The organism is Janthinobacterium sp. LPB2021202312-11-4 (assembly GCF_037049705.1).
In the GTDB taxonomy this organism is placed as follows: Bacteria; Pseudomonadota; Gammaproteobacteria; order Pseudomonadales; family Pseudomonadaceae; genus Aquipseudomonas.
Genome location: NZ_JBAGKV010000021.1, coordinates 24,927 through 47,532 on the forward strand (window position 1 = coordinate 24,927; position 22,606 = coordinate 47,532).

At 61.0% G+C, this 22,606-nt stretch carries 19 protein-coding genes; 10 read left to right on the plus strand and 9 right to left on the minus strand.

Annotated features, from left to right (window positions below):
* Positions 1-45: 45 nt before the first annotated feature.
* The gene (locus V5E99_RS21190; RefSeq protein WP_499804208.1) at positions 46-1,581 is read right to left on the minus strand and encodes a tyrosinase family protein; all 1,536 of its coding nucleotides are present in this window, start codon (positions 1,579-1,581) and stop codon (positions 46-48) included.
* A gap of 40 nt (positions 1,582-1,621) precedes the next feature.
* A complete protein-coding gene (locus tag V5E99_RS21195) occupies positions 1,622-3,799 on the minus strand; it encodes a multicopper oxidase family protein (RefSeq protein WP_499804209.1) in 2,178 nt (725 codons plus the stop codon).
* A gap of 476 nt (positions 3,800-4,275) precedes the next feature.
* Here V5E99_RS21195 and V5E99_RS21200 point away from each other — a divergent pair, with 476 nt between their 5' ends.
* Both V5E99_RS21200 and V5E99_RS21205 read left to right on the plus strand, forming a co-directional pair.
* The gene (locus V5E99_RS21200; RefSeq protein ID WP_499804210.1) at positions 4,276-5,850 is read left to right on the plus strand and encodes a tyrosinase family protein; all 1,575 of its coding nucleotides are present in this window, start codon (positions 4,276-4,278) and stop codon (positions 5,848-5,850) included.
* Between the two features lie 8 nt (positions 5,851-5,858).
* Positions 5,859-6,659 carry a copper chaperone gene (locus V5E99_RS21205; protein ID WP_499804211.1) on the plus strand — a complete coding sequence of 267 codons (801 nt, stop codon included), beginning with the start codon at positions 5,859-5,861 and terminating at the stop codon, positions 6,657-6,659.
* Here V5E99_RS21205 and V5E99_RS21210 read toward each other — a convergent pair.
* The 3 genes from V5E99_RS21210 to V5E99_RS21220 form a co-directional block, all read right to left on the minus strand.
* A complete protein-coding gene (locus V5E99_RS21210) occupies positions 6,610-7,041 on the minus strand; it encodes a hypothetical protein (protein WP_499804212.1) in 432 nt (143 codons plus the stop codon). The genes V5E99_RS21205 and V5E99_RS21210 overlap by 50 nt on opposite strands.
* Before the next feature lie 129 nt (positions 7,042-7,170).
* A complete protein-coding gene (locus V5E99_RS21215) occupies positions 7,171-7,944 on the minus strand; it encodes an L-iditol 2-dehydrogenase (protein ID WP_499804213.1) in 774 nt (257 codons plus the stop codon).
* 37 nt (positions 7,945-7,981) lie between these two features.
* Positions 7,982-9,292 (minus strand): ABC transporter substrate-binding protein, encoded by a 1,311-nt coding sequence (locus V5E99_RS21220; protein WP_499804214.1) that lies wholly within the window; start codon positions 9,290-9,292, stop codon positions 7,982-7,984.
* A 244-nt stretch (positions 9,293-9,536) separates the two neighbouring features.
* Here V5E99_RS21220 and V5E99_RS21225 point away from each other — a divergent pair, with 244 nt between their 5' ends.
* Positions 9,537-10,439 carry a helix-turn-helix domain-containing protein gene (locus tag V5E99_RS21225; protein WP_499804215.1) on the plus strand — a complete coding sequence of 301 codons (903 nt, stop codon included), beginning with the start codon at positions 9,537-9,539 and terminating at the stop codon, positions 10,437-10,439.
* Between the two features lie 49 nt (positions 10,440-10,488).
* Here V5E99_RS21225 and V5E99_RS21230 read toward each other — a convergent pair whose 3' ends face one another.
* Both V5E99_RS21230 and V5E99_RS21235 read right to left on the minus strand, forming a co-directional pair.
* Positions 10,489-11,274 (minus strand): transporter substrate-binding domain-containing protein, encoded by a 786-nt coding sequence (locus V5E99_RS21230; RefSeq protein ID WP_499804279.1) that lies wholly within the window; start codon positions 11,272-11,274, stop codon positions 10,489-10,491.
* A 57-nt stretch (positions 11,275-11,331) separates the two neighbouring features.
* A complete protein-coding gene (locus tag V5E99_RS21235; protein ID WP_499804216.1) occupies positions 11,332-12,309 on the minus strand; it encodes an NAD-dependent epimerase/dehydratase family protein in 978 nt (325 codons plus the stop codon).
* A 90-nt stretch (positions 12,310-12,399) separates the two neighbouring features.
* Between V5E99_RS21235 and V5E99_RS21240 the strand changes: the two genes are divergently transcribed.
* Complete coding sequence (locus V5E99_RS21240) at positions 12,400-13,290, plus strand: LysR family transcriptional regulator (protein WP_499804217.1); 891 nt, start codon at positions 12,400-12,402, stop codon at positions 13,288-13,290.
* Here the strand turns inward: V5E99_RS21240 and V5E99_RS21245 are convergent.
* Both V5E99_RS21245 and V5E99_RS21250 read right to left on the minus strand, forming a co-directional pair.
* Positions 13,283-13,990 carry a cupin domain-containing protein gene (locus V5E99_RS21245; protein WP_499804218.1) on the minus strand — a complete coding sequence of 236 codons (708 nt, stop codon included), beginning with the start codon at positions 13,988-13,990 and terminating at the stop codon, positions 13,283-13,285. The two genes, V5E99_RS21240 and V5E99_RS21245, sit on opposite strands and share 8 nt — an antisense overlap.
* 38 nt (positions 13,991-14,028) lie before the next feature.
* The gene (locus V5E99_RS21250; RefSeq protein WP_499804219.1) at positions 14,029-14,886 is read right to left on the minus strand and encodes a GNAT family N-acetyltransferase; all 858 of its coding nucleotides are present in this window, start codon (positions 14,884-14,886) and stop codon (positions 14,029-14,031) included.
* 242 nt (positions 14,887-15,128) lie between these two features.
* Here V5E99_RS21250 and V5E99_RS21255 point away from each other — a divergent pair, with 242 nt between their 5' ends.
* The 6 genes from V5E99_RS21255 (at position 15,129) to V5E99_RS21280 (ending at position 22,606) form a co-directional block, all read left to right on the plus strand.
* Complete coding sequence (locus V5E99_RS21255) at positions 15,129-16,601, plus strand: aldehyde dehydrogenase family protein (protein WP_499804220.1); 1,473 nt, start codon at positions 15,129-15,131, stop codon at positions 16,599-16,601.
* A 439-nt stretch (positions 16,602-17,040) separates the two neighbouring features.
* Positions 17,041-17,709, plus strand: coding sequence for a haloacid dehalogenase type II (locus V5E99_RS21260; RefSeq protein ID WP_499804221.1), 669 nt, complete (start codon positions 17,041-17,043; stop codon positions 17,707-17,709).
* Positions 17,710-17,736: 27 nt separating this feature from the next.
* The gene (locus V5E99_RS21265) at positions 17,737-19,011 is read left to right on the plus strand and encodes an NAD(P)/FAD-dependent oxidoreductase (RefSeq protein WP_499804222.1); all 1,275 of its coding nucleotides are present in this window, start codon (positions 17,737-17,739) and stop codon (positions 19,009-19,011) included.
* An 83-nt stretch (positions 19,012-19,094) separates the two neighbouring features.
* Positions 19,095-20,732, plus strand: a complete 1,638-nt coding sequence (locus tag V5E99_RS21270; protein ID WP_499804223.1) for an ABC transporter substrate-binding protein — start codon at positions 19,095-19,097, stop codon at positions 20,730-20,732.
* 45 nt (positions 20,733-20,777) lie between these two features.
* Positions 20,778-21,734 carry an ABC transporter permease gene (locus tag V5E99_RS21275; protein WP_499804224.1) on the plus strand — a complete coding sequence of 319 codons (957 nt, stop codon included), beginning with the start codon at positions 20,778-20,780 and terminating at the stop codon, positions 21,732-21,734.
* Complete coding sequence (locus V5E99_RS21280) at positions 21,731-22,606, plus strand: ABC transporter permease (RefSeq protein WP_499804225.1); 876 nt, start codon at positions 21,731-21,733, stop codon at positions 22,604-22,606. The genes V5E99_RS21275 and V5E99_RS21280 overlap by 4 nt, the downstream gene beginning before the upstream one ends.

The window sequence follows — 22,606 nt, forward strand, 5'->3', positions numbered from 1 at the left end:
CGGGCTTCGTCCTTGAAGCCCGGCACTCACGACTGGTCCGCTGCGCTACTCGGTTTGCAGCAGCAGATGCACGTCAATGGTGGGGTTGCCCATCAGCTTCTGCGGGAACCGGTCGCCGATGAAATCCTTGTCCACCGGTTCGACCCAGACGCTGAGCGTGCCGCCGAGCACCTCTGACATCGGCAATTCGAAGTCGAATTGCGTGACGGCGTTGGCCACGCAGTTGGCGCACGTCTGGACTTCCACCGGTTGAAACAGTGAGCGGGTGGCGATCGTCCTGCCGTCCTTCTGCAAATGCACCCAGAAGCTGCCGGGGATTTTCAAGCGATTGATGCCGCTGACCCGCACGTTGACCCGATTGGCTTCGACGGTGAAGGCCTTGGACGCGGCGAGTGTGCGCTGGGTCTTGGGCAGGAAATCAACGTTCGAGGCGGTCGCTGGCGGGCCATAGTCGATGTCGAGCTGATTCACCGAGTCGATGATCGCCAGGGTGTTGAGTTCTGGCGGGTTGCTGGTGAACGGGTTCAACGCCTGAAGTGCGGCATCGTTGAAAATCTGGTAGCTGAGGGCGTCAGTCGTTTCATTGATGGTGGTGAGCAGGCCATGCAGGTCGGTGGCCAGCATCTTTTTCTGCCATTCCCAGAACACCCTGTCCCAGTTGCAATGGAAGAACCAGAACACCGGGTCGAAAGCAGCCACTTCTTGGTGCTGCATGGTCAGGCCAATCGAGTTATGGCCACTGTCGTGGGCGGAAATGATGGTGTTGTGGGCGGCCCCGGACCAGTACCCGTGGAAGTCCTCCCAATCGGTCTTGCTCATGGCTCGATTGACGTCGTCGGTCACGCCGCTTTGCAGCAGGTTCTGAGCAATCTGCTCATAGCTGAAACGCGTCGTGACGTAGCCTTCGGGGTAGTTGTCGCCGACCGCTTGCGGCAGCACGTATTGGTCGAAGGGCGCGCTTTTGAGCACGTCGGGGAACGGAGTTGTGATGTCCCAGTAGGGCAGGGTCACGTTCTCGCAGCCGGGCACTGACCTCAGGGCATTTTCGAAACTGACCAGGTACGCCCGATGCCAGGGGTTGTAGCCCGGGACGTGGTGCATGCAAAAGGTATTGGGGGCTGGAAACCAGTGATAGCCGGCCTGTACGAAGAAACCGTTCGGGTCGTCGGGGGCCTTGGCCAGGATCGCCGAAAACGCTTGTTTGAGCAGGTCAAGTTCCTGGCTGGACAGCGTCGTGACGTCCTTGCGAACCCTGCCGGCAGGTGCCACAGCGCTGAGCAGCGTGCGCGCGTCGAACTCTACGACATTGGCACTGGTGGCAGGCACCCCTTTGGGGTAGCCGTTGTTCATCCAGTTGAGAAACGTGCTGACCCAATCGGCCGTCCAGGGTCGTCCCGGCGGCATATTCCCCGTCGCCACTTGTTGGTAGATGTTGCCGGCATGGTTCATCACCGCTTCATAGCTGGCGAGGTCGAGGCCTTGCCTGGCCATGTGCTCCCGGTCTTCGGTGGTGAACATGTCGCGGATCTGCGCGTACCAGGTGGGGTTGCTGACAGGTGCTGTTGTGGAGGTAGTGGTCATGCCCGACTCCTTGTCGTCTTTCGTGCAAAGGGATAACCCATCAGTGCTGACGGGTGTCCGACGGTTGATGGGTGGCGTGCTTCATGCCGGCCATGCCAATGCCGCCGCCGCTGGCATTGAGGTCGGGAACGATCTGGATATTGGTCATCATGCCGCCGTCCTCGTGGTCGAGGATGTGGCAGTGGATGACGAACTCGCCGATGTAGCGGTCGTAGTGCGTGCGAACCAGTACCTGGTAATCGTTCTGCACGAAAATCGTGTCCTTGAACTCATGCCACATCCCGCAATACTGGTTTTGCAGGCCCAGTTCATCGGCCGGCACCAGGCACTCGCCGTTGGCACCGAAGATGCTTTTGGGCTTCTCGCCGGGCTTGGCGTAGAGCACATCCATCACCTGGAACGGGTTGACGTGAATGTGAAAGATATGGGGCTCGACTTGCGAGCTCAGTACCCAATCGTCCGTGGTGTTGACCTGGCGAGTGAAGTCGATGCGGTCCGGGTCATAGGATTTGTAGTTGATGTAAAAGCCGAACGCGCCGGTCCACGGATCTCCCGGTTTTTTCGGCGGGGTAGCGGCAGGTGAGGGCGGGAAGGGTGGGTTGCCGATGAAAAAGTCGGCTTTCTGGATGTCATCGTTGACCACCGCGTCCTTGAGGTCATCCATCCCGCGCCACGGTTTCAAGTCACCGCTGCGCAGGCCTTCGAGGGCGGCGGCGGGCAGCGATTTATCCGTTTTGTTGGCGTCGTACAGCGCTTGCTGGATATAGGTTTGCGGGTCGTCGGTCACGACCTTGCCGCCCGAGACGATCACAGTGGCCAACAGTTGAGTTTCGTTCGGGCCCTGGCCGCCAGGCCCTTTGGGGCCGGCATTGGCGCGTTCGGCGGGCGTTGCGGCCTGGTTCAGCATGCAGTAGGTGCCGTCCCGGGGGAACATGAGCAACACGTCACTGCGATAACCGGGTTGGAGGAAGTTGCTGCCGATGCCGCCGCTGATGCTTTTTTTGTTCACGCCGATGGGGCGAATCGCGGTGCGCGTGATGCCGTCGGTGGCGATCTCGAATTGAGGGACCAGATCCACGGGTTTACTGCCATCGGGCACCGTCACCGGACACAGTTCGGCAATCGTCGCGGCTTGCTCCTTGGGCGTACCGCTGAGCACGCCGGTCAATGCGAGCCGGGCTTTTGCGCTGGTGGTGTTCATCGGCACGATTTGCAGGTTCACCGTGTCGTGGATGCCGCCGTGAATAAAGCGCCAACGCTGTATTTCGCCGGCGCCAATGCCGCTGAGCGTTGGCTGGACTACACCGTTAATGCTGGTAAACCGCCCGCTCTCATCCCAGACCGTGGCCGAAGAAAGCTGTTTGCCGAAGTCCTCGACAACACCGGTCTTGCCGCTGGGGCAGGTCCAGGTGCCATCCTTTTGCGTGATGATGGCGCCCTTGTCGTCGAAGCAGGCGTAGGGGATTTGCTGGAACAGAAACACTTGCTCGGGCAGGGCTTGGCCGGCGGCGTTCTTGAGGACGGTGTCGATGTCTCCCGGTTTGTCGCCGGTGTAGGGCCGGGCGCCGCGCACGATCAGGGCGCCCGCTGCGCCGCTGGCGACTTGCATCGCCGTGGAACCGTGTCGGTGCGCGTGGTACCAGAAGGTGCCTGATGGGTGATCGGTAGGGATGTTGATCTCGTATTCGAATTTGGTTTGCGGGGCGATGTTCAGCAGCACGTTGTCGCTGTTGCCTGCCGGCGAAACGTGAAGCCCGTGGTAATGCAGGTTGATCGTGTTGAAGCAGCCCGGGTCGCCATTGGCCGGGTCTTTTCCGCCCGGACAGCTCGGGTCGTTTTTATCCAGCTGATTGTCCAGGTGCACCCGTAGGGTGTTGCCGGGGCGCACGTCGATGAGCGGGCCGGTCAGGCAGCCGCCATAGGATCGCAGCTTGACCGTGTCCTTGGCGCCGTCGGGGTTGCCGGGGTTGTAGATCTGGTTTTCGCGCTGCTGCACTTGCAGGTTCAGTTCGACGGTCTGGCCTTCGCGGGTGATATCCCCCGCCGGGTTGCAGCCGGTTTGCGGAACAGCCAGTTCAGTCGCCTTCAACGTGCCCGGCGGTCCTTTTTCCAGAAGCCTGGGCGGGGCCAGGAACGGCTGGGCAGCGAATTCGGCGAGCGCCGCCGAGGACGAGGTGCAGACCATCAACCCGGCCAGGACCATGCGAAACGTAGTCATGTTGTTCTCCGTGCGCCATTGCGCGAATGGGGGCGGCGGCCGCGATGGCCGCGTGTCCTTTAAGTGTTGGGGAGGCAGGTGGGCAGGCGACGTATAGATCGTCGTGAGCGAAGAAGGGGGTGTGGAGTGCAGGCGATGACGCGCTGCTGCGCGCTATCGTCGGTCGCGATTGCGACCCAATACCGTCCTGGTGCGGGCATGGCTCCCTCCCTGGGGAACACCGCGGCGAACGCGTTTACGTCGTCAGGTGGTCAAGCTTCCTGCAAATCAGCGATGCGATGCCCGGACGGCTAACCGGAGGTCCTGCTGCCCGGAATCAATGCCCCGGTGCAGCTTTCGGGGAGCATAGTTGGCGTTCGTCGACCTGCAAGGTGTTTTCAGCGATTCGTTTAAAGCTGATCTATAGTTTTGGAGCGCAGTCCGTTGGAAGAACCGTGGTCCGGTAAACAACACCCGATGACAGGGAGGTCTGATCAATGACGTTTACACGACGCAATGTCTGGAGCCTGCAACAACCCTGGGCCCCAGAACTCCTGTGGTACGCCCGCGGGGTCAAGGTGCTGAAGTCGCGCCCGTTTAGCGATATCACCAGTTGGAAATACCTCGCGGCGATCCATGGCATTGAAGAGGTGGTCTGGCGCCAGTTCGGCTGGTTGGCGGCGGATGAAAAACAACCGGACACACCGGAGTACCTCAGTCAGGATCGCAATCAGTGCCAGCACCACAATTGGTATTTCATTCCGTGGCATCGGGGTTACCTGGCGGCTTACGAGTCGATTGTGCGGGCCGCGATACAAACCTTGCCGGGAGCGCCGGACGATTGGGCATTACCTTATTGGAATTACAACGACACGGCGGTCGCCAATCCGCGCCTGCTGCCGCAAGCCTTTGCAACGAATGCCTGGCCCGATGGTGGCGACAATCCACTGTTTGAACCCCGGCGTTTTGGCCGTGGGGATGGCGTGGTGGTTATCCGCAAAGAGGATGTCGATCTGAAGGCGGCCCTGAGCGACCCTGATTTCGAAGGGGTTCTCAATGGTTCTCCGGGATTCGGTGGGGTGCGCACACCCTTTCAACACAACGCAGACCGCCCGAATGAAGGTTTGCTTGAACAGGGGCCGCACGATCCGGTCCATGGCCTTGTTGGTGGTTATCGCAAGGGAACGGACCCCCGGGACTGGCGGAATCTGGGCTTGATGTCGATGCCGCTGACGGCCGGGCTCGATCCGATTTTCTGGCTGCATCACGCCAACATCGATCGGCTGTGGGAGGTGTGGCTCAACCGTAACCCGAACTTCAAGAACCCGGTGCTCAAGTCATGGCTTGACGGGCCAAGCGGCAAGCAACGCTTTGTGGTGCCGCAAGCCGATGGCAGTCGAAAGGAATTTGCGCCCAAAGATATGCTGGACACGAAGGCGCCCGTGCTTAACTATTTGTATGAGGACATTTCCGATCCGCTGAGTGGTCAGCAGCGCCTGAACCTTCGGTTGTTATCGTTGAAAACGCTCATGGACGTCCCCGGCATCACTGACGGTCTGGAGGTCGACGCTGTGCCCAAGAAACCCACGGTTGAACTGCTCGGTGCAAACAGCAAGGCGATTACCTTGGGAAGCGATCCCTCGGCCACCCTTGTGAAGACCGATAAGCCCACAATCCGCAAGCTCACCGACAGCTTCAAGCTGTCCACGTTCGCGCTGCGCGCGAGCCCGGAGCCTGATCGGGTATTCCTCAATCTGGAGAACATCACCGGGGACAATGACGCGGCCATTTTCGACGTGTATGTCGGTTTGGCCGAAGGCGCCATTGCCGCCGAGCACCCGGAGAACCGTGCAGGCGTGGTGTCGTTGTTCGGCATCAGCGAGTCGACCAACATTGCCAAACCCCACGGCGGATCGGGCCTGAGCAAAGTGATCGAGATCACCGATACGATTGACCGGCTGCACCTCACCGGTGAGGCCAATCTGAATGCCTTGCCGGTATTGTTCGTGCCGGTCAATGACGCGCGCGGGATCTCGATCAAACGGGTCAGCATTTACCGCCAGTCGACCTGACGATGGTCGTGTCGACACGGCTTCGGGAAGCGGGCCTTGACCCGCTCGCTTGCGCGTTATGGAGCATCAGCCTCGTCGCGTTCGGCGTCATTGCCCTCAGTGACAACGTTCACGCTGAACTGATGCTTCTGTGCCGTTCCGATCCTGGCCCGCTGTTTGCCGAGGGCCTGAGTTACCTGCATTTCTATTACTCAACCCTGGACCTCGCCGCGTTTGCGGTGGGCGTGACCTTGATGCTGGTGGCGATGATGACGCCCGCGTTGGCGGGGCCTTTGTTGCACTTGTGGTTTCGCTCGCTCTCGCGCCACCGTTGGCGAGCCATCATGCTGTTCTTTCTGGGCTATTTGGGTGTGTGGCTGGCGGCTTGTGTGTTGCTGTTTGTGATCGCGCTGCTGCTGGTTTCGCTCACGGGTTCAGAGCCTGTGGCCGGGGCGGTTGCGGTGCTGGGATGGCTGATCTGGCAACTGAGCACCGTGCGTTCGCGCTGCCTTGCGCGTTGCCATCAACGGCCCCGGCTGTCTGTGTTTGGAATGGCTGCGCTGGTCGACCCGTTGTGTTTTGGCGCGACCCACGGGTTCTGGTGCGTGACGACGTGCTGGGCGTTGATGTTGATCCCGCTGTGCCTGCCTTTCGCCCATCTGCCGGTCATGCTGGGCGGCGCGGTTCTGATCGCTTATGAGCGCGTCGGTGCTAACGGTCTGGGGTTTTCCCGGGTGAAGGGCGCAATCCGTCGCGGTCTTGCGCCCCGTTCTACAACAATCAGGCAGCGGCTTGCGGCTGCACCTGCAAATTCCCGTCCACGTCCTTGACCAGCCCGCTGGCCAGAAACAGCGGCGCCAGGCGCTTGTGCAGTTCGGGGGCGACGAACTCCTTGACGGTCGCCAGCGCCAGGTTGCCGTAAACCTCGAGCTCCGCTTTGGTGTACGACAGCCAGGCTTTCTTCAACACCAGCAACACATCGCTACCGGCGGTGGAGGCGAAGCGGCGGTGCACCACTTGTCCGTCAAGGTTGAAGGTGTGTTGGTACTCGTAGCCGGTTTCGTCACCTTCGCTGGCGACACAACGGATGCACGTGCATTTACCGTCGCCGAAGGCCATGCGCAGATAGTTATTGAAGTCCACGACGGGCTTGAGCCCCAGGCGCTTATCGACTTCGAACAAATCCCCGGTCATTTTTTCATCAGTACTCAACGTCAATTCCCTCACAGTCATGCGGCGTATTTTTACAGCGCAGCACAATACCAGCCGGAGGGGTTCTGCGGGTGCTTTCTGGCCGGTGAACAGGAAAACGCCACGCAATGCGCGGCGTTTTAGCCCGAATCAGCTCATCCAGTTGCCGCCATCAACGTTATAAGTCTGCGCAACGATGTAATCACTCTCGGCCGATGCCAGGAAAATCGCCATGCCCTCCAGGTCCTGGGCGGTGGCCATGCGCCCGAACGGGACTTCCTCGCCGACGAGTTTTTTCTTTTCACCGATTGGACGGTTTTCATGGCGGGCGAACAACGCATCGACGCCATCCCAATGCTCGCCATCGACCACGCCTGGGGCGATGGCATTCACATTGATGCCATGTTTGATCAGGTTCAACCCGGCCGATTGCGTGAGGCTGATCACCGCCGCTTTGGTCGCGCAGTAGATCGCCACCAGCGCTTCACCGCGACGGCCGGCCTGGCTGGCCATGTTGATGATCTTGCCGCCGTGGCCCTGGCTGATCATTTGCCGGGCGGCGGCCTGCAAGGTGAACAGCGTGCCGGCGACGTTGATCGAGAACAGCCGCTCATAGCTGTCCCGGGTGATTTCGGTGATCGGTGCCAGATCGAACAGCGCCGCGTTATTGATCAGGATATCGAGCTTGCCGACGTTCGCGACGACTGCAGCGATGGCCGCGTCGATGGAGGTTTGGTCGGTGACGTCCATCTCCACCGCATAGGCCTGCGGCCCCAATTCGGCAGCGGTGGCTTGTGCCCGCTCCAGGTTGATGTCGGCAATCGCGACGGTTGCGCCTTCGCGGATGTAGGCCAGGGCGAACGATCGGCCGATGCCTCGGGCGGCACCGGTAATGAGGGTGCTTTTTCCTTCTAGACGTTTCATCGTTTTCATCCGTTGGTTAATGCTGAAAGTCATGGCCTTACTTGGGGTAACCGGCGCGTTTCATCTCACGCTCGGTGCTCTGCTGGGCGGCGGCCAGGGCCTGCTCGACCGACATCTGCCCGGTGAGGGCGGCGGACATTTGCTTGCCGACCGAGGTGCCGATGCCCTGGAATTCGGGAATCGTCACGTACTGGATACCGACGTAGGGCACGGGCAGGGCGGAGGGGTGCGCCGGGTCAGCGTTTTGCATCATTTGCAGCGTGACCTTGGCGAAGGGCGCGGCTTGCAAATAAGCATCGCTGTAGGTGGACATCCGGGTGCCCGGCGGTACGTTGGTGATGCCGTCCTGGTCGGCGACCAGTTGGATGTACGCTTTGGAGGTTGCCCAAGTGACAAAGGTTTTGGCGGCGTCTTTGTGTTTGGAACTGGTCGGGATCGCCAGCGACCAGGCATACAGCCACGACGAGCCTTTGTCGGTGACCTGGGTCGGTGCGGCAACGAAGCCCACCTTGTCGGCGACATTGCTCTGGGTTTTGTCGGTGATGAACGAGCCGGCCACGCTGGCATCGACCCACATCGCGCACTTGCCGCTGTTGAAAAGTGCCAGGGTTTCGTTGAAGCCGTTGCTGGAGACACCGGGCGGGCCGTAGCGCTTGAGGGTATCGACGTAGAAGTTGGCGGCGGCGGTCCACTCCGGTCCGGTGAGTTGCGGTTGCCACTTTTCATCGAACCAGCGTGCGCCAAAGGCATTGGCCATGGTCGACAGCAACGCCATGTTTTCTCCCCAGCCAGCCTTGCCCCGCAGGCACATGCCGTATTGCTCTTTGTCCGGTTGGTGCAGCTTGCCGGCGAACTCGCCGAGTTGGGTCCAGGTCGGGTGCTCGGGCATGCTTAGCCCGGCGTCCTTGAACAGGTCGGTGCGGTAGTAGGTGACTGTGCTTTCGCCGTAGAACGGCAGGGCGTACAGCGTGTTGTTGACGGACAGTCCCTGGCGCACGGCGGGGAAAATATCGTCGAGGTCATAGCTGGCCGGCAGATCCTTCATCGGCTCCAGCCAGTTTTTCGCGCCCCACAGCGGCGTTTCATAGGTGCCGATGGTCAGCACGTCGAATTGACCACCCTGGGTGGCAATGTCGGTGGTCAGGCGCTGGCGCAGGACATTTTCCTCCAGCACCACCCAATTGAGCTTGATCTGCGGGTGCATCGCTTCGAAGGTTTTCGAGAGCTTTTGCATGCGGATCATGTCGCTGTTGTTCACGGTGGCGATGGTGACGGTGTCGGCCGCCTGGCCGAGCAGGGCGAAAGACAAACCGGCGGACAGAAAAAATACGTTGGGCAATCGCTTCATGGTGTTCTCCGCTCTGCGGCGTGGGCCGCAGCATCTTTTATTGTTGTAATCCGGGATGGCGAACCGATTACAACAGCTACCCATGAGCTCAACAAATGAACGGCATATGCCTCACTGATACTTTTTTAACCGGTGGTTGTGGCGGAAAAAAAGTATCAGTCACCGCCCGACATTGCGCTAGGCAGCCCGCAGGCCTTAGTGTGAACCTTGCTTGACCTACAAGAACAAGAAGGACTCGACAGTGATGAGCCACTACGCCGCCACGGAAAAACAGCCCGCACTCGAAGTCATTCTCAACGAGCCGCAACACAGCTTTCGCTGGTATCAACACGACTATCCCTTCGACCTGGCCCGCTGGAATCATCATCCCGAATTCGAAATCCACCTGATCCGCGAAGGCAGCGGTCGTTTGCTCGCGGGGGACTACATTGGTCTGTTCGAGGCTGGCCATGTGGCGCTGATCGGCCCGGGTTTGCCCCACGACTGGATCAGTGACCTGGGCAAGGGCGAGCTGATTGCCGGGCGTGACGTGGTGTTGCAGTTCGACGGCCAGGCGATGATGCAACTGCGCAACCTGGTGCCGGAGCTCAACGAGTTACAAAGCCTGTTCCGGCAAGCAGCCCGGGGCATCGAGTTCGGTGGCGTTACCCGCAAGAGGGCCGCCGAGCTGCTGGAACAGATCGGCCAGTGCCAGGGTTTTGAGCGGTTGTGTTTGTTTCTATCGTTGTTGCAGTTACTGGCTTCTGCACCCGAACGGGAGAGAAAAACCCTCGCCAGCCTGCAATACGCGCCCATGCTCGACGCCTTGACGGCCCAGCGCATGAGCATTGTCTTCGACTACATCCTCAACGACCTCGCCGATGAACTGCGTCTGTCGGTCATCGCCCAACGCCTGGAGATGAGCGAACCGGCGTTCTCCAAGTTCTTCAAACGCTCCACCGGCCACACCTTCGTCGACCTGACCCGCAAACTGCGGGTGCAGCGGGCGTGCCGCTTACTGGCGCAAAGTCCCTTGAGCGTGGCCAATATCTGCTTTGAGGTGGGGTACGCCAACCTGTCGAATTTCAACCGGCATTTCCGTCATGAAATGCAGGAAACCCCGAGCGAGTATCGGCAGCGATTGCAGAAGACTGGGGCCGTTGGCTAAACCCACTTTCTCAAATCAAACACAACACCTTGTGGCGAGGGGGCTCGTATTACTGGCCAGGCGTTGCCAGCCACTCACCCACAACTTTTTGATAGTTGCCAGTGGCCTTGCTCAGGTGCAACCACTGATCAACGTATTGCTTCCAGGTCATGTCATCGCGGGGCAGCAGATAAGCCTTCTCACCGTACTGGAAGTACTGGCCCGGATTAACCGCACACAGCCCAGGCTTGAGTTTCTGCTGATAACGCGCCTCGGACGCATCGGTGATCATCACGTCGGCCTTCTTGTCGAGCAGCGCCTGGAACAGCGTGACGTTGTCGTGCAGCAGTAATTGCGCCTTGGGCAGGAAGGCATGGACAAACGCTTCGTTGGTGCCGCCCGCCGGTTCAATCAACCGCACCGAAGGCTGGTTGATTTGCTCGACTGTCTGGTACAGCGGCTGGTCTTCGCAGCGCACCAACGGGACTTTGCCGTCGACATCGAGGGTGCTGCTGAAGAAGGCCTTTTTCTGCCGCTCCAGGGTCACGGAAATCCCGCCCATGGCGATGTCGCATTTGCCGGCGAGCAAGTCGGGCATCAGGGTTTTCCAGGTGGTCTGCACCCATTGCACCTTCGCGCCCAGGCTGTCGGCCAGGGACCGGGCCATCGCGATGTCGATGCCTTCGTACTCGCCGTTTTCATTTTTATAGGTGTAGGGCTTGTAGTCCCCGGTGGTGCAGACCGTCAGCAGACCCTGCTGCATGACGCTGTCCAGATGCGACGGTGCTTGCGCGTGCGCGCCCAAAGGCAGGGCGAGCAATGTGCAGAGGAGCAGGGCGGGTTTGGTGTTGTTCATCGATTCGGCGCTCACTTTCAAATCCTATGAGAGGGGCGCCGAGTATCGCTGAAAGCTTCAACGATTGGGGAGCGAAAGACAGCCTAAACCCTTCAGGGTGGCTTCGACCGCTAGCGCCAGTGGCGTGTGCGGTTCAGTCCCGAGCACTGCGAGCAAACGGCGGTTGTCCATGCGCAGCGGCTGTTGCCAGAGGTAGCGCATCTCCATCAACTCCCGCAGGGTGACCACGAACGGTGAGGCCAGACGCATTAGCCACCAGGGAAATGCCCGCTGTGTTGCCTGCCCGCCATTCTGTTCGACGCAACGGGCGATGGCCGCTGCCATTTGAGTGCCGTCGGCGTCCCAATGTCCGGCCATGTGGAAGGACGAGAAGGGCGCCAGGCGTTCCCGCACGTTGAGCAACTGCACCATGGTCTGCGCGACGTCTGGCAAATAGGACCACTGATGACCGACGCCCGGATCACCCGGCAGGTTGATGCGTTTCACCGCCTGCCCAGGCTTGATGATCCCCTGGGAAAACCAACTGTTAGCGGTCTGCGCCCCAAAAAAGTCCCCGGCCCGCAGCACAATCGCCCGCGCACCTTGCTGTGTGGCGGCGAGCAAGCGCTGTTCGAGTTCGACGCGGATCTTGCCTTTGCGCGTCAGCGGACGCTGTGGGGCGTCCTCGGTCAACAGCGGGAACGCGTCCGGGCCGTAGTTGTAGACCGTGCCGGGTAAAACAATCGTGGCGCCTTCCTTCAATGCCGCCGCGATGGTGTTATCGATCATCGGCAGCACCCATTCACTCCAGCGGCGATAGCCCGGCGGATTAACCGCGTGAACCAGCACACAGCAACCCCTTGCGGCGTGCATGACATCGGCGCGGTTCAGCGCATCGCCGCGCAGATAGAGAATGCCTTCGCGGGGTTCGCTGCTTTGCGTGAGCCCCCGTTGCAACGCCTGGACCTGCCATCCCGCATCGCGCAACTGACGCGCCACCTCACCGCCAATGCCGCCCGTTGCACCCAGTACCAGAACCTTATTGCGCTGCGTCATGTCAGTTTCTCCCGGATCGAGGCCCATTCTGCTGTCGCGGCCGGGATGAAAGAAATTGCTGAAAATCCGCTAGTAGCTATACATTTATGTATGACTAAAAATATCGGTTGGGAACTCTATCGAAGCTTTCTGGCGGTGCTGACCCACGGTTCGCTATCGGCGGCCGCGCGCACACTCGGCATTACCCAGCCGACCGTGGGCCGGCACATTGCCGAATTGGAAGCCTCGTTCAAACAAACCCTGTTCACCCGTTCAAGGACCGGGCTGATGCCAACCGAGGCGGCGTTGACGCTTCGCGGTTACGCCGAGGCCATGCACAGCAACGCCGCCGCGCTGGAGCGGGCGATGGCCGGTCAGGGGCAGACAATGGGCGGCACGGTGCGCATTACCGCCAGCGAAGTAATTTCCGTGGAGGTACTGCCGCCGGCATTGGCACGGCTACGCCAGGCGTATCCACACCTGACCGTTGAACTGGTGGCTAGTAACCGGGTGCAGGATCTGCTGCAACGGGAGGCCGACATTGCGGTGCGCATGACCCCGCCGAAACAGGAGCAACTTATCGCCCGCAACGTCGGCAACGTCGAACTGGGACTCTACGCGCAGGCCGACTACCTGCAACGGCAGGGCACACCGGCGGTACCAGCGGACTTGGCTCGGCATACATTGATTGGCTTCGATACCGAAACACCGTTCGTGCGTGCCGCCAGCAAGCGCGTTTCAGGCTGGACCCGTGAAGGTTTTTCCCTGCGCTCCGACAGCGACCTGGCCCAGCTCGCGATGATCCGCGCGGGCGCCGGCATCGGATTTTGCCAAGCCGCCGTGGCCCGGCGCGACGCAGGTCTGGTGCGAGTATTGCCCGAACCCTATACCTTCCAACTGGACGCCTGGGTCACCATGCACGAAGACTTGCGCAACAGCCCGCGTTGCAAAGTGGTCTTCGATGCCTTGGTGCAGTGTCTGCTGGTGCATACCGCTATTTGACGGCATACACCTTGCGCACATACCGCGTGCTTTTCCACGCACAAGGTGCACCTTGCGGCACGAAGACGCTGTCGCCGGTGTTGACGATTACGCTTGATCCATCGGGAGCGAGCAAGGTCACGCTGCCTTCGATCAGGTGCATCAGCTCATTGAGTTTGTGCGCTCGACCATGGCGCTCGTACGGCGTCGAATCCCAGACGCCGACACGTAGATCAGTGACCGCGTCTTCGAAAATATTGCGTGAGCGGCATTGCGGCGTCGGGCCGATCAGGATTTGGGGTTCCGGCGCAGCGGAAGGCGAGAGCATGGCCAGCGGATCGAGGAAAGTCAGGCCCGGCGTCGGCGTGACGGTGGCCATGGCGCAGAACGCCCATTGCGTCCCGGTATGCGGCTCGATTCTTAGCGCAGTCCCGCGACCGATCACGGCACTGGCACCGATGCCCAACTCCAGCGTCTGCTCCTGAGTTTTCAGCATGACGTGGCCGGCGTGGACCACGATCACTTCGGTGTGCGGAAAATCCTCGATATCAAACGCTTGGCTGGCCTCGACCAGCCCGGCCGAAACGCCGTCAGCGCCAGCCCAGGCGACGCGGCGACTGTCCATAAATGGGTCGGCGGCGTTCAGTGCCTGAGTTTTGAAAGGCGTGGCAATGCGGCTGCCGTCGGCGCGTGCCAACAGCAGAATGGTAGGTTGGGACATGCGGGTGATGCTCCGTGTAAAGGAAGGTGTTGAATCCGTCAGCCGATGGCTTGGGTGACCACTGCAAATTGGCGCACATCGTTGGCCGGCTGCGGTGGCGTACCACGGGCCATTTGCGCCACGGTGTCGACCTGTTTGAGGCCCGCCGCCGCCAGCCATTCGCTCAAGCCGCAATCGGACGGGATATCGATGCGCACAAAGGCGTCCGGTACTTGGGCCAGCAGCACCGTGATCAGGTGTTGAGCCTCTTCAAGGGTTTCAGCCACCACCGGACCAATGCCGCGACCACGACCGTAGGGCCGCAACATGGCGAAGCCGCGCACTTGTCCATCGCGTTCGATAACGACTGACCGTTCGACGACATCAAACAGATCCGTCAGCACCGCTCGACGGTCCAGCCCGGTTCCGGCGTTGGCCAGTTGAAGCACACGTGACTTGTCGCCTTCTCGCAACGGACGACAGGTTTCGCCGTCGGCCAGCGCGGCGGGGGCCGGCGCGTGTGCCTGGCCCTGGCACTGCTCAATCCGTCCGAACTCGACAAAGCCCTGGCTGACATACAAGGGCGCGCCGGCGAGCGTTGCGTTGAGGATCGGCGTGCGCGATTCGCAGGCAGCAAGTGCCTGCTCCATCAGCTTGCGGCCGATGCCTTTGCCTTGATAGTCGTCGCTGACAATCACCAAGCCGATGGTCGCGAAATCACCTTGTGGGCAGGCGAAAGCGGTGCCGATCAAACGCTCGCCATCCAGCGCTACAAAACCGTCGCTGATGCGCAACACCATGGCCCAGTCATCCAGCCGATGGGGCCACTTCAATTGCACGGACAAGGCGTGCGCCGCCGGCAAGTCGGCCTCGGTCATCGGGCGATAAAGGTATGCAGAAGGAAGCGGGGCGGACATGGCGAGTCTCCGTTAAACAGTGTGCGCGAGCGGCCGGTTTTCCGGCGTGATGGTGCCTGTATCCCATCTGTGCGAAGGGCTGACAAGGGGCTCCGGAACATTCGGCAGATTCCGCGAGACAGGGGCCACAAGACCACACTTACTACTTAATTGCACCGTAAGGTCGGCAGCAAATGCTTGGGCTTTTTTTCTACGATGGACGCCTGAGTCAACGACTCCCCGGCCCTTATCTGGAGTGCTCCATGGATAGCTTCGATCCTCGTCTAATCGCTGTGCGCAGCGCTCACTTCATCGATGGTCAATACCGCGATGCCCAACCGGGCCTGGAGGTGGTGCGACCGTCCGACGGCCAGGTGTATGCCGAGTTGCCGGTTGCCGATGCCGACCTGGTGGACGAAGCCGTCAACAATGCCTGGCAAGCGTTCAACCGCAGCGACTGGGCCAGCCGTCCGCCCCGTGAACGGGCGCGGGTCATGCGTCGCTGGGCCGACCTGATTGAAGCGGATGCCGAGGTCCTCGCACCACTGGAAGCTGTCGGTTCGACTCGTCCCCATAAGGATGTGATCGCCTGGGACATTCCTTATGTGGCTGAAGGCATTCGTTTCTTTGCCGAGCTGGCGGACAAACATGGAGGCCAGGTTGCAGCGACCCAGACCGATCGACTGGGCCTGCAAATCGCCGAACCTTACGGCGTGATTGCGGCCATTGCGCCGTGGAATTTCCCCTTGAGCATGGCCTCCTGGAAAGTCGCCCCGGCGCTGGCCGCTGGCAATGCCGTGGTGCTGAAGCCGTCGGAACTGACGCCATTCTCCAGCCTGCGTTTTGCCGAACTGGCGTTGCAGGCAGGGATGCCGGCGGGGATTTTCAACGTAATCCAGGGCGATGGCCGCACCACCGGCGATGCGTTATGCCGGCACCCGCGAGTCGGCAAAGTGACCTTCACGGGCTCTACCGCAACCGGGTCGAGCATCATGTCCACGTGTGCGCTAGTAGGGCCGAAACCGGTGACCCTGGAGCTGGGCGGCAAGAGTCCGCAACTGGTGTTCGCCGATATCCCGGACATCGCCAAAACCGCGCGCACCGTGGCGTTGGCGATCACCGGAAATGCCGGGCAGGTCTGTGTGTCCGGGTCGCGGTTGTTGATTCAGCGCTCGATCATGGAACCGTTTATCGCGCATTTGCAGGCGTACTTCGAAGAGCTGCGCCCCGGCCCGACCTGGTCGCCCGAGAGCACGCTCTCGCCGATCATTTCCCGACTCCAGGCCAGCCGCATTGACGGTATCGTTCAGCGTTCGCGCCAGGCCGGGGCCGAGGTGTTGACCGGTGGCGGGTTGTTCGAAGGGTTGGGCGGTGCGTACTACCAGCCGACGCTACTGGCTGGCCTCGATAATGCCAACCCGGCGGTTTGCGAAGAGATTTTCGGCCCGGTGCTGACGGTGCAGGCGTTCGATGACGAAGAACACGCACTGAGCCTGGCGGCCCATGCCACCTATGGTTTGGCGGCGGGTGTGCATACCGCTGACATCAACCGCGCGTTGCGCCTGGTGCGCAAGTTGGAAGCAGGCACGGTGTGGGTCAATCGTTACGGGCGCAGTAACGATTACATCCTGCCGACTGGCGGCTACAAACGCTCGGGCATCGGCAAGGACTTGGGGCGTGAAGCCTTCGAAGCCAACCTGCGCTTCAAAAGCGTGCTGATCGATATCCTCCAATAACCCACCACCTGTCGGAGCAAGACTTGCCCGCGATTGAGGCGACGCGGTGCATCAGAAATACCCTGGCGTTCCCATCGCGGGCAAGCCTTGCTCCTACCGATCTAATGTCATTAACGGGCGCTCCCACCAGGAAGCGCCCGTTTTCATTCAGGCCGGCGCAGTTTCTGCGGCCAAACACCGCACGCACGGCTTGCACAGGACTATAAAGGTCCATAAGAGCGCATAAATACGGGGTTTGCCCAAGGCTGGAGCGGGCCGCAAAGTCTGCTGAGGGGGGCGGCTAAAACGGTGGTTTGTATCGAGCAGAGGTCGCTTTTAACGCCATCTGCTGATTTCACGGTGTTGTAATGACGGTGTGCTGCAGCGTTGCATCACCGCTTCAAAACCGAAGCGAATGCTTGTCGCGCCATGACCTCAACGAACTTCAGGACCGCACTCAATGAGCTTCCTACGCCCCAAATTCATTACGTTCGACTGCTACGGTACGCTGACCAACTTCCACATGGGCACGATGACCCGCGAGCTGTTCGCCGATCGCGTCCCGGCGGAGCAGATGGACCAATTCGTCAAGGATTTCTCGGCCTATCGCCTGGACCAGGTTATGGGTGACTGGATGCCTTACGACGAAATCCTCAAGACCGCCCTGGCGCGGACCTGCAAACGTTGGGGCGTCGAATACCGTGACGAAGGTCAGCTTTACTACGACGCCGTGCCGACCTGGGGCCCGCACGCCGATGTCCCGGCCGGCCTGTCGAAAATCGCCGACAAGATCCCCCTGGTGATTTTCTCCAACGCCAGCGACAGCCAGATCATGTCTAACGTCGATAAGCTCGGCGCGCCGTTCCACAAGGTCTTCACCGCCGAACAGGCCCAGGCCTACAAGCCCCGCCTGGCGGCGTTCGAGTACATGCTCGACAACCTCAACTGCGGCCCGGAAGACATCTTGCATGTGTCTTCAAGCTTCCGTTACGACCTGATGCCGGCCCACGACATGAAGATCAAGAACAAAGCCTTCGTCGCCCGTGGCCATGAAGTGCCGGGCAATGCTTTCTACGGTTATCAGCAGATCACCGATATCGGTGGACTGGCTGCGCTGGTCGGTCTCTGAGTCGTCACCGTATAAGGGGTTAGACACATGGGCAGTGAATCCTACTGGCTCGACACCGCACCGGCCTTCACCGGTGCCCAGCTCGGCGCGTTACCCGGGCAGGTCGACGTGGCCATCGTCGGTGGCGGTTTCACCGGGTTGGCGGCGGCTCGGGCGTTGGCCTTGCAGGGCGCCAGTGTGGTGGTGCTCGAAGCCGGGCGGGTGATTGGCGAAGCCTCGGGGCGCAACGGTGGCCAATGCAACACCGGCGTCGCCCAGGATTACGCCGGCCTCAGCGCCAGCCTCGGCGCCGACAAGGCGCGGGCCTATTACCAGGCCTACGAAAGCGCGGTGCAGAGCGTGGTGTCGCTGGTGGAACAGGAGAAGATCGCCTGCGACCTGATCCGCAACGGCAAGCTCAAACTGGCCGCCAAACCGATGCACTACGAAGGCCTGGCACGGACCTGCGAGTTGATTCGCAAGGAAGTGGATGCCGACGTCGAGTTGCTGTCCGCCGAACAAACCCGCGCTGAAGTGAATTCAGCGCAGTTTCACGGTGGCCTGCTGCAACGCAACGGCGTGCAAATGCGCGTCGGGCGCTTCGGTGTCGGGCTGGCTGAAGCGGCGGCGCGTCACGGCGCGTTGATCCATCAAGGCACCTCGGTGCTGGACTGGAAAGCCCAGGCCGGTGGCTATCAGGTCAACACCAGTAAAGGTTCGCTGCACGCCGGGCAAGTGCTGCTGGCGACCGGCGCTTGTCAGCATGGCGGTTTGGGTTGGTATCGGCGGCGGATCGTGCCGGTGGGCAGTTTTGTGATTGCCACCGAAGTGCTTTCAAAAGAGCTGATCGAGCAGTTGTTGCCGGGCCGCCGCGCCTATGTCACCAGCCGCATGATCGGCAACTACTTTCGCCTGACCCCGGACAACCGCTTGCTGTTTGGCGGTCGTGCACGGTTTGCCATGTCCGACAGCGTCAACGACGCCAAGAGCGGCAAAGTGCTGCAGGCCGCGATGATTCAGATGTTCCCGCAACTGGCCAACGTGAACATCGATTACTGCTGGGGTGGATTGGTCGACATGACGTCCGACCGCTTGCCTCGGGCCGGCCAGCACGGCGGCGTTTATCACTCCATGGGCTACAGCGGCCACGGGGTGCAGATGTCGGTGCACATGGGCCAAGTCATGGCCGACGTGATGGCCGGCAACGTCGAGGCCAACCCCTGGCGCGAACTCGACTGGCCGGCGATACCCGGGCATTTCGGCAAGCCATGGTTCCTGCCGTTCGTGGGCGCTTATTACCGCTTCCAGGACTATTTGCATTGAGTTGATGTTGTGGCGTCACCGTCGTTTGCGTTTCAACGCCCCGGACAACCGGAGCCATCTCCTTCTCGACAGGTACAACTGATATGACTGACAACAAGATCGACTCACCCCTGATTTCCGGCCAGGACAGCCTGCGCGTGTTCGAAGGCCTCAACCGTGGCATGTCGCGCCGTCACGCCCTGCAAATGCTCGGCGTGGCGGGTGTCGCCGCTGCCGGTGCGGGCAGCCTGTTCGGCGCCGCCGGCAAGCTCTTGGCCGATGAAGCCGCCACCCCGGGCAAAGGCAAGCCGGGCGGGCGGATTCGCGTCGCCGGCATGTCCAGCTCCACCGCTGACACCCTCGACCCGGCCAAAGGCGCGCTGTCCACCGACTACGTGCGCCACTTCATGTTTTACAACGGCCTGACCCGTTTCGACACGCACCTGGTGCCGCAACTGGAACTGGCCGAGCGCATCGACAACACCGATGCCACGCTGTGGACCATCACCCTGCGCAAGGACGTGACCTTCCACAACGGCAAAACCCTCAGCGCCGCTGACGTGGTGTTCTCGCTGTCGCGGCACAAGGACCCGCTGACCGGTTCCAAAGTCATGCCGTTGATGGAGCAGTTCGTCGAGATCAAGGCCACCGGCACCAACGAAGTACAGATTCGCCTCAGCGCGCCGAACGCCGAATTGCCGTCGATCCTCGCCGTGTCGCATTTGCTGATCGTTCCCGAGGGCACCACCGACTTCAATGCCGGTATCGGCACCGGGCCGTTCAAGGTCAAGGAATTCAAACCGGGCGTGCGCTCGGTGGCCGCGCGCAACACCGGCTACTGGAAGCCGGGCCTGCCGTACCTCGACGAGATCGAGTTCATCGCGATTGCCGACGAACCGTCCCGGGTCAACGCGTTGCTGTCCGGCGACGTGCACATGATCAACGAGGTCAACCCGCGCTCCACCACCCGGATCAAGGCCAGCGCCAAGCACCGGGTCGTCGATGCGCCATCGGGCAACTACACTGACTTGATCATCCGTCAGGACCAGATGCCGGGCAAAAGCGCGGAATTCACCCAGGCCATGAAGCACCTGATGGACCGCGAGCAGATCAAATCCGCCGTGTTCCGTGGCTTTGCCGTGGTCGGTAACGACCATCCGATCGCTCCCGGTTCGCGCTACTACAACGCCGACCTGCCGCAAACCGTCTACGACCCGGAAAAAGCCAAATTTCTGCTCAAGAAGGCCGGCATGGAAAGCATCAGCATGCCGCTGGTCGCCTCTCCAGCGGCCACCGGTTCGGTGGACATCGCCGTGCTGTTGCAGCAATCGGCGAAACAGGCCGGGCTCAAGCTCGACGTCAACCGCTTGCCGAGCGATGGCTACTGGTCCAACCACTGGATGAAGCACCCGCTGAGCTTCGGCAACATCAACCCACGGCCGAACGCCGACGTGATGTTTTCGCAGTTCTTCCAGTCGAAGGCGCCGTGGAATGAATCCGGTTGGCAGAACGACCAGTTCGATCAGTTGCTGATGCTCGCTCGCGGTGAAACCGACGACGCCAAGCGCAGCAAGATGTACGCGGACATGCAAACCCTGGTGCATGACCACTGTGGCATTGGCGTGCCGGTGTTCATCAGCAACATCGATGGCGTTGACCAGCGCATCAAAGGCTACGGCAGCAATCCGCTGGGTGGCTTCATGGGCTACATGTTCGCCGAACAGGTCTGGCTGGACGCTTGATGGTGGGGCGGGTTGTACGTCAGGGACAGTGCAGGAGGGTAGGCGATGAATAGCAACACACTGTGGTTGATCGGCCGGCGTCTGGGCGCTGCGATCGTGACTTTGTTGATCGTGTCCATGGTCTTGTTTGCGATCACGGCGGTGCTGCCGGGGGACGCGGCGCAACAATCGCTCGGGCAGTTCGCCACGCCGGAACAGGTGGCGGCGCTGCGCCTGAAACTGGGGCTCGACCAGCCCGGTGTGCTGCGTTACCTGCACTGGTTGATGAACCTGCTCAGTGGTGACATGGGGCTGTCGGTGTCCAACGCGATGCCGGTCGGTGAGTTAATGGCCGGCCGCGTGCCGAACACCCTGATGCTGGCGGCCGCCACGGCGCTGGTGTCGGTGCCGGTGGCGTTGATTCTGGGCATCGGCTCGGCGATGGGCCGGGGCGGGCGCATCGACAGCTTCCTGAGCTTTTTCACCCTGGCCATGGTTGCCGTCCCGGAATTTCTGGTGGCGACCCTGGCAGTGCTGATTTTTGCGGTGAACCTGGGTTGGTTGTCGGCGCTGTCCTATGCCAGCGACATCACTTCACCGTGGCAATTCATGCGCACTTACGCCTTGCCGGTGATGACCCTGTGCTGCGTCATCGTCGCGCAAATGGCCCGGATGACCCGGGCCGCTGTGATCGATCAACTCGACAGTCCCTACGTGGAAATGGCCCGGCTCAAAGGCGTCAGCCCGATGCGCATCGTGCTGCGTCATGCCTTGCCCAACGCCATCGGGCCGATTGCCAACGCCATCGCCCTGAGCCTGTCGTACCTGCTCGGCGGGGTGGTGATTGTCGAGACGATCTTCAACTACCCCGGCATCGCCAGCCTGATGGTCGATGCCGTGACCAACCGTGACATGGCGCTGGTCCAGGCCTGCACCATGCTGTTTTGTACCGCGTACCTGGGGTTGGTGCTGATTGCCGACCTGTGCGCGATTCTGTCCAATCCGAGGCTGAGAAACGAATGAACAATCTCATTGTGAAATCGACGCCCAAGACCCCCGACCTGTCGGTTGGCAAGGTGTCCCATGGCCCTGCGTGGCTGGGGCTGATCGGCGCGGCGATGTGTGTGATCTGGTTGCTGGTGGCGCTCTTTGGCCCATGGCTGGCGCCGCATCCGGTGGGCGAAGTGGTCTCTGACAATGTCTTCGACAGCATCAGTGCGCTGTACCCGTTCGGCACCGATTACCTGGGCCGCGACATGCTCAGCCGGATTCTGGTCGGTGCACGTTTTACCGTCGGGTTGGCGTTGGTGGCGGCGGTATTGGCCAGCGGTTTGGGCACCAGTTGCGCATTGCTGTCGGTGGTTTCGCCGAAGTGGCTGGATGAAGTAATCAGTCGCTTGATGGATGCCTTTATCTCGATCCCGAGCAAGATGCTCGCGTTGATCATGGTCTCGGCGTTTGGCTCCTCGGTGACCTTGCTGATTTGCACCGCCGTGCTGAGCTTTACCCCCGGCGCGTTCCGCATTGCCCGCAGCATGGCGGTGAACATCGAAGCGCTGGAATACGTGCAAGTGGCCCGCACCCGTGGCGAACGCCGGTTGTACATCGCTTGCGTGGAGATCCTGCCGAACATGCTCAACCCGGTGCTGACGGACCTGGGCCTGCGCTTTGGCTTCATTGTCTTGTTGCTCAGCGGCATGAGCTTCCTCGGCCTAGGCGTGCAACCGCCCGACGCCGACCTCGGCTCGCTGGTGCGGGAAAACATCGGCGGCCTCAATCAGGGCGCGCCGGCGATCGTGATTCCGGCCTTGGCCATCGGCACATTGACCATCGGTGTGAATCTGTTTATCGACAGACTGTCGTCCCGACGTAGTCGCCGCACGGGAGGGCATTGA